Origin of the sequence: Spongiibacter pelagi, from assembly GCF_014705705.1 — a bacterium.
Lineage (GTDB): Bacteria > Pseudomonadota > Gammaproteobacteria > Pseudomonadales > Spongiibacteraceae > Spongiibacter > Spongiibacter pelagi.
This window is the reverse complement of record NZ_JACXLD010000009.1, coordinates 75805-82119: the sequence shown is the minus strand read 5'-3', so window position 1 is coordinate 82119 and position 6315 is coordinate 75805. Positions and strand designations below refer to the sequence as shown.

The 6315-nt window shown below is 52.0% G+C and carries 5 protein-coding genes; 2 read left to right on the top strand and 3 right to left on the bottom strand.

The genetic code is table 11. The features are described from left to right. Positions 1-418: 418 nt before the first annotated feature. Positions 419-1726: a tyrosine--tRNA ligase gene (gene tyrS, locus IB286_RS13565; protein ID WP_190766483.1), complete on the bottom strand. Its 1308-nt coding sequence runs from the start codon at positions 1724-1726 to the stop codon at positions 419-421. Positions 1727-1942: 216 nt separating this feature from the next. Between tyrS and IB286_RS13560 the strand changes: the two genes are divergently transcribed. Both IB286_RS13560 and IB286_RS13555 read left to right on the top strand, forming a co-directional pair. Further along, complete coding sequence (locus tag IB286_RS13560; RefSeq protein ID WP_190766481.1) at positions 1943-3271, top strand: OapA family protein; 1329 nt, start codon at positions 1943-1945, stop codon at positions 3269-3271. Between the two features lie 5 nt (positions 3272-3276). Then, positions 3277-4404, top strand: coding sequence for an anhydro-N-acetylmuramic acid kinase (locus tag IB286_RS13555; protein ID WP_190766479.1), 1128 nt, complete (start codon positions 3277-3279; stop codon positions 4402-4404). Positions 4405-4426: 22 nt separating this feature from the next. Here IB286_RS13555 and IB286_RS13550 read toward each other — a convergent pair whose 3' ends face one another. Both IB286_RS13550 and IB286_RS13545 read right to left on the bottom strand, forming a co-directional pair. Beyond that, positions 4427-5107, bottom strand: coding sequence for a Fe2+-dependent dioxygenase (locus IB286_RS13550; protein ID WP_190766477.1), 681 nt, complete (start codon positions 5105-5107; stop codon positions 4427-4429). Positions 5108-5119: 12 nt separating this feature from the next. Next, the gene (locus IB286_RS13545; RefSeq protein ID WP_190766475.1) at positions 5120-6241 is read right to left on the bottom strand and encodes an alpha-hydroxy acid oxidase; all 1122 of its coding nucleotides are present in this window, start codon (positions 6239-6241) and stop codon (positions 5120-5122) included. Positions 6242-6315: the final 74 nt, after the last annotated feature.

The window sequence follows — 6315 nt, the reverse complement described above, 5'->3', positions numbered from 1 at the left end:
AAATTCATGAATTGTACGAGTTACTTACTTCTGAATATATGTGTCACATATCCATCAACAAGTACCCACACGAATTATCTGATCTATCTTTTTAAACAACTCAACGCTGCCAGAGCGTTGATTCCCTTCCGGGCTTCCCCCGAAGCGAGGACGCGTATTCTACACACTTCCTCAAATCCCGCAAGCTGTTTTTTAAAACTTTTTGCAGTCTCGACCGCCACTTCAAATCGCTCTTCTCAGCAGGACTTCCGTCCCAACCAAGTGGCTGCAGCACTCGAGAGCCGCGCATTATAGAGATCCGCTTTTAGGAGTCAACAGAGTTTTGCAAAGAAATTGAAATATTTTTAAATCGCTTATTTCTTGCACAAAAAAGCCGGTAAAACCGGCTCTTTTGCGCACTTATCGATCAGCTTAGCGCTTACTCAACAATCAGCAATTGGTATTTCTTCTTACCCAGCTTCACCACGAAGTATTTTTCATACATGGCATTCGCCGCAGAGAGCACGTCTGGCACTGCCATATTCTGCTCCATACCGATTGCTGCGCCATTTACCAATACCGCTTTATTACCCAGCGCGTCTTTTACTTGCTTGCCAGACGCCACCATTCCCACATCAGCGAGCAACTGAGTCAGCGGCTTATCCGCCAATTCAGCGCGAGACAGTGTCGCCGTAGGCAGACCATCAAGACTGATTTGCTCTAGGTCCTGCTCAGACAAGCCCGATAGCTCACCAGAGAATAGCGCCTCGGTAATGCGCTGCGCCGCAGCCAAACCTTCATCACCATGAATCAGGGCGGTCATCTGCTCCGCAAGAATTCGCTGCGCTTCTGGGCGCTGACCAGACTCGGCATCTTTGCGCTCGACATCCGACAATTCATTAATAGAAAGGAAGGTAAAGTAGCGCAGGAATTTATAGACATCGGCATCTGCCGTACCCAGCCAGAATTGATAGAAGGCGTAGGGCGAGGTTTTGACCGGATCGAGCCAAATGGTACCGGACTCAGTTTTACCAAACTTAGTGCCGTCCGCCTTGGTCACCAGCGGCATGGTCATGCCATGCACTGATGCGCCGTGCTGACGACGCGTTAAATCAATACCCGCCGTAATATTGCCCCACTGATCCGAACCACCCAACTGCAAGGAGCAGTTAAAGCGCTTATTCAGTTCGGCAAAGTCCAGCGCCTGCAATAAGGAGTAGCTGAATTCGGTAAAGGAGATACCCGAGCCTTCGCGATCAATACGCTGCTTCACCGATTCTTTGTTAATCATATTATTAACAGAGAAGTGCTTGCCGATATCGCGCAAAAACTCCAAAGCTGTCATTGGGCCAAACCAATCCAGGTTATTTGCCACTTCGGCGGAGTTCTCGCCACAATCGAAGTCGATAAAGCGCGAAACTTGCCCCTTCAAGCGCTCTACCCAACCGGCAACCACATCGGGCATATTTAGCTGACGTTCCTGAGCCTTAAAGCTGGGATCGCCAATCAAACCCGTGGCCCCACCGACCAAGGCAATTGGCTTATGACCCGCCATTTGAAACCGCTTAAGCGCCAGCAACGGCACCAAGTGACCAATATGAAGGCTGTCTGCCGTGGGGTCGAAACCACAATAAAGAACGCGCATCTCAGAAGACAGGTAATCTGTCAGGCCATTTTCGCCTGTCATTTGGGCAATTAAGCCCCGCGCTTCCAGCTCCGCTACCAGATTTGCATCAACCGCCGCCATATCCAACCTTTGCTTGTACTGGCACTACCCAAGGCCGGGCAATGCGTAAAAAATAGAAAAGCGCGCAAGATACAACAACAGCCAGCATTTGCAAGTGAACTAAGCCCCTGCAATTGCTGTCCTACACGACGATTGTTTCGGTATCTACAGGCTTTCGCCGCTACTTTATCCTGTTATACTCACGACTTGCATGAAAATGTTCGACTGATTTAAGTGATGTTCGATTACGTTCACAGACAGCTACAAAAAGACTCCGAGCGCCGCGGCTTTCCACGCCGACATCTGGCGCTGGCTGCGTCGACCCTGATTGCGCTGGGATTCTCTTTATTGCTACTGCCGGGCGAAAATGCCGAGGCCAAGCGCACGGCGATTCCGTTAAATCTGGATATTCAATCCAGTGTCGCGCCCGCTGAACCTCTACAGCCACTTCCAGAACCGGAAGAAATCTGGGATGAAGTTATCGTTCAGTCCGGCGACTCGCTCTCCAGTATTTTTGCCCGCGCCAAACTCACTCCACAAGATCTGCACGAAGTGCTCAGCACCGCCCCCAAGAGCGTTGCTTTAAACAAAGTTCGCCCCGGCCAGAAAGTCGGCTTTCAAATCAGCGATAGTGGCAAACTTCACGCGCTCAGCCTTGAGCTAGACAAGATCAACAGTCTGGTATTTGAGCGCGGCGTTACCGGCTTTGAAACCACCGAAGTCAGCAAGACACCAGATATTCGATCTCGCGTTGCCAGCGCCACCATTACCAGCTCCTTATATAAAGCTGCGGAAGATGCCGGCGTTGAAGACAATATTATTATGGAAATGGCAGGCATTTTTGGCGGCGTTATCGACTTTGTTTACGATGTGCGCAAAAACGACCATTTTATCGTCATTTACGAAGAGCAGTATTTGCAAGGCGAATACATTGGCAGCGGCCAAATTCTGGCAGCCCAGTATTTCAACCAAGGCAGATCCTATGAAGCGTATCGCTTCATTAATGACGAAGGCTTTGTGGATTACTTCTCTGAAACCGGCGAAAGCATGCGCAAGGCCTTCCTGCGCGCACCGCTAGACTTTACCCGTATCAGCTCAGGTTTTAACCCGAACCGATTGCACCCGGTTTTCAAAACCGTTAGACCCCATAACGGCATCGACTACGCCGCCCCCCGAGGCACTCCGGTTTACGCCGCCGGCGATGGCCGCGTCGTCGAGTCCGGCTACTCAAAGGGCAACGGCAACTACATTTTTGTTAAGCATGGCGAATCCTACGTCACCAAATATCTGCACCTGCACAAACGGGCGGTTTCAACTGGCGAGCGAGTACGCCAGCGTGAAGTCATTGGCTGGGTCGGCTCCACCGGCTACGCCACCGGCCCCCACCTACATTACGAATTTCTGGTAAATGGTGTACACCGCAATCCGGCCACCATTGTGAATAAACTGCCACCACCAACGCGGGTAAGCAAAACCGAAATGCCCGCCTTCCAGCAACAAATCGGCAGCCTACAATTGCAGCTAAAAACTTATGCTGCACAACGTAATTACAGCTCAGGCGGATAATAATCATGTCGGATGATCAGCTTTTTATTGGCCTGATGTCCGGCACCAGCCTAGATGACATTGATGCGGCCGTATTGCGCTTTCCCGGCGATCGTCCACTCATCCGCCACCAAATTTCCTACCCATTACCTCGCGAATTAAAAAGCCAGCTTTTAGGCCTATGCAATGGTGAATTGAGCCAAGAGATTGAGCAGTTCGGTTTAGCGGACAGAGCAATGGGACAGGTACTGGCTGAAGCGGTTCACGCGCTATTGGACAGCAGCGGCATTAAACCCGAACAAGTTCGCGCTATAGGTAGCCACGGCCAAACCGTGCGCCACCGTCCGCCAAGCAATCAACGTCAAAGCGCGCAGGCATTTTCACTACAACTTGGCGACCCGAACACCATTGCTGAATTAACTGGCATTACCACCGTGGCCGATTTTCGCCGTCGGGATATTGCCGCAGGTGGTCAAGGCGCACCGCTGGTACCCGCCTTCCACGCCGCCGCCTTCGGCCTGAGCGGCCACAATAGAGTAATCGCCAATATCGGCGGCATGGCCAATATCTCCATTTTAAAAGCCAACGGCGATGTCACTGGCTTTGATACCGGCCCCGGCAATGTATTGATGGATAGCTGGGTAAAACAATGGCAGGGCACCGACTTCGACCGCAACGGCGAGTGGGCCCACAGCGGGCAGGTAAACCGAGAATTGCTGGAACATTTTCTCAGCGACCCTTATTACCGACAGCAGGGCCCCAAAAGCACCGGCCGCGAACAATACAGCCTGCAAACTATTGAAAATGCCCTATCGGACTTCGGCGCCATCGCCCCGGAAGACGTACAAGCCACACTATTGGATTTAACAGCAAAAACCCTTTGTGATGCGATTCTTGAGCAGTCGCTAGAGCATCCGGAAATTTTTCTATGTGGCGGCGGCGCAGCGAACAAAACTCTTCGGGCACGAATTTCCCAGCTCTTACCCGGCTACAGTGTAGAAACCACCGACCAACTTGGCGTACCCGCAGACTGGGTAGAAGCTGCCGCGTTTGCCTGGCTGGCCAAGGCCGCACTGGAAGGCATGAGCGGTAATGTTCCCGCCGTTACCGGCGCTAAAGGTGGCCGCATTCTCGGCGGCATTTACCCCGGTTAATCCGACTTCGAAACACGCCCCATCAAACCTCGGACCACTGCCGAAGCAGATTGTGGTAATGCGCGGTTAAGCGCGGTAAAACCTCATGCCCAGTACCCAGCTCCGCAGTAAGTTGCTGAATACTTTGATCCAACTCAAACAATTGCTCGCGCCTTGCCGGCTCCCGCACCAAACTCTGCAGCCAAAAGAACGAGGACACGCGCTGCCCAGACACAACTGGCGTCACTTGATGCAAGGAAGATGAGGGATACAACACCAAACTGCCCGCCGGCAATTTAATGGACTGCAAGCCAAAGGCGGTTTCAATCTCCAACTCACCGCCCTGATAACTTTCGGGATCTGTCAAAAACAGCGTTGCCGAAATATCGCTGCGCAATACCCCCTGCCCTGCAGGATAAAGCAACGCGCTATCAACATGGGCACCGTAGTAACCGCCATTTTCATAACAATTAAATTTGGGCGGGTAAATTGCCTTTGGCAAAGTAGCAGAAATAAATAGCGGGTGACGCTGCAATTTCATTAGCACGTGCTCAGACAGTTGCCGCGCGCCCTCATGGCTGTCGTCCAGTTGCAGATTATTTTTCACCTGCGCCGCTTGCGCACCCGCAGTCACCGCCCCCGCTAGCCAAGGTACTTCGCTTAAGGCACGGCGAAAATCACGCACCTCATCGGCAGATAAAATCTCATCAATCACCAGCAACATAGGAAACCCTTTTTAAACCCCAAGCGGCAATCGAGCGGGGGGCAGAGTGGCGCGCCGCACCGCCGCCAAATCTGGGCAGCCAGCCAGGGCCATCGCAATATGCAGCTCTTCTTGCAGCAGTTTAAGCATATGCGCCACGCCCAAGGCTCCGGCTACTGCCAAGGCATATACCTGCGGGCGCCCCAAAAGCACCGCATCTGCACCAAGAGCAATCGCTTTAAAAATATCCGTGCCTCGTCGAATCCCTCCGTCGAGTAAAACCGGCACACAATCACCAACGCGCTGACGAACTGCCGTAATAACATCTATCGTGGCCGGCACCCCATCGAGACTGCGACCACCGTGATTGGACACCACAATACCATCAGCCCCAACTGCAACCGCCTTGGCGGCATCTTCGGGATGCAAAATACCTTTTATTAATATCGGCAAATCGGTTTGCTCACGCAGCCAAATAATCTCTTTCCAGCTTGGCGCATCCGCCATATAACCATTCAACACCACGCTTTGCCCAGCCGACAAAACACGCGACTCCGGAGTGACTTGCCCCAATAAATTGGCTTCTTTCACCTCAGCCGGCAAAGCAAAACCGCTGCGCTGGATGCGATTTCTCAGGCCATTCACCGGCGTATCAACCGTAACAAGCAGCGCTTCAAATCCTGCCTGCTCAGCTCGCCGCACTAAGGCGAGGGTATCCTCCCGGCGAGACTGAAAATAAAGCTGAAACCAGCACTTTTCTGCACTCACAGCAGCAATATCCTCCAAGGTTTTGGACGATAAGGTACTGGCACAGGTAGTAACCCCAACCGCATCTGCACCAAAACGCGTCGCACATTCCGCATCGGGATGAATCAAGCCTTGATGGGCTACCGGGCCGAGCAAAATAGGGCTTTGGTGACGCCGGCCAAACAAGTCAACGCCACTATTCGCCGCGTCAAAATCCACCAACACCCTTGGGAGAATTCTATGCGCATCAAACTGATGGCGATTCAATTGTAGTGTTTGTTCGTCTGCCACCCCCGCCTGAAAATAACTAAGGTAGGGTTCAGCAATAAACTCCAGTGCGTAACGCTCGTAGTCATCTAGGCAGAGAATATCGGGCGGGATGCGATCTAGTATTGGGGGATAATTCAATCTGTAATTCTCAAGCTATAACATTCAAATTATAAATTCCGTCTATAAACAGCATGACCTGCTCCAGTAATTAC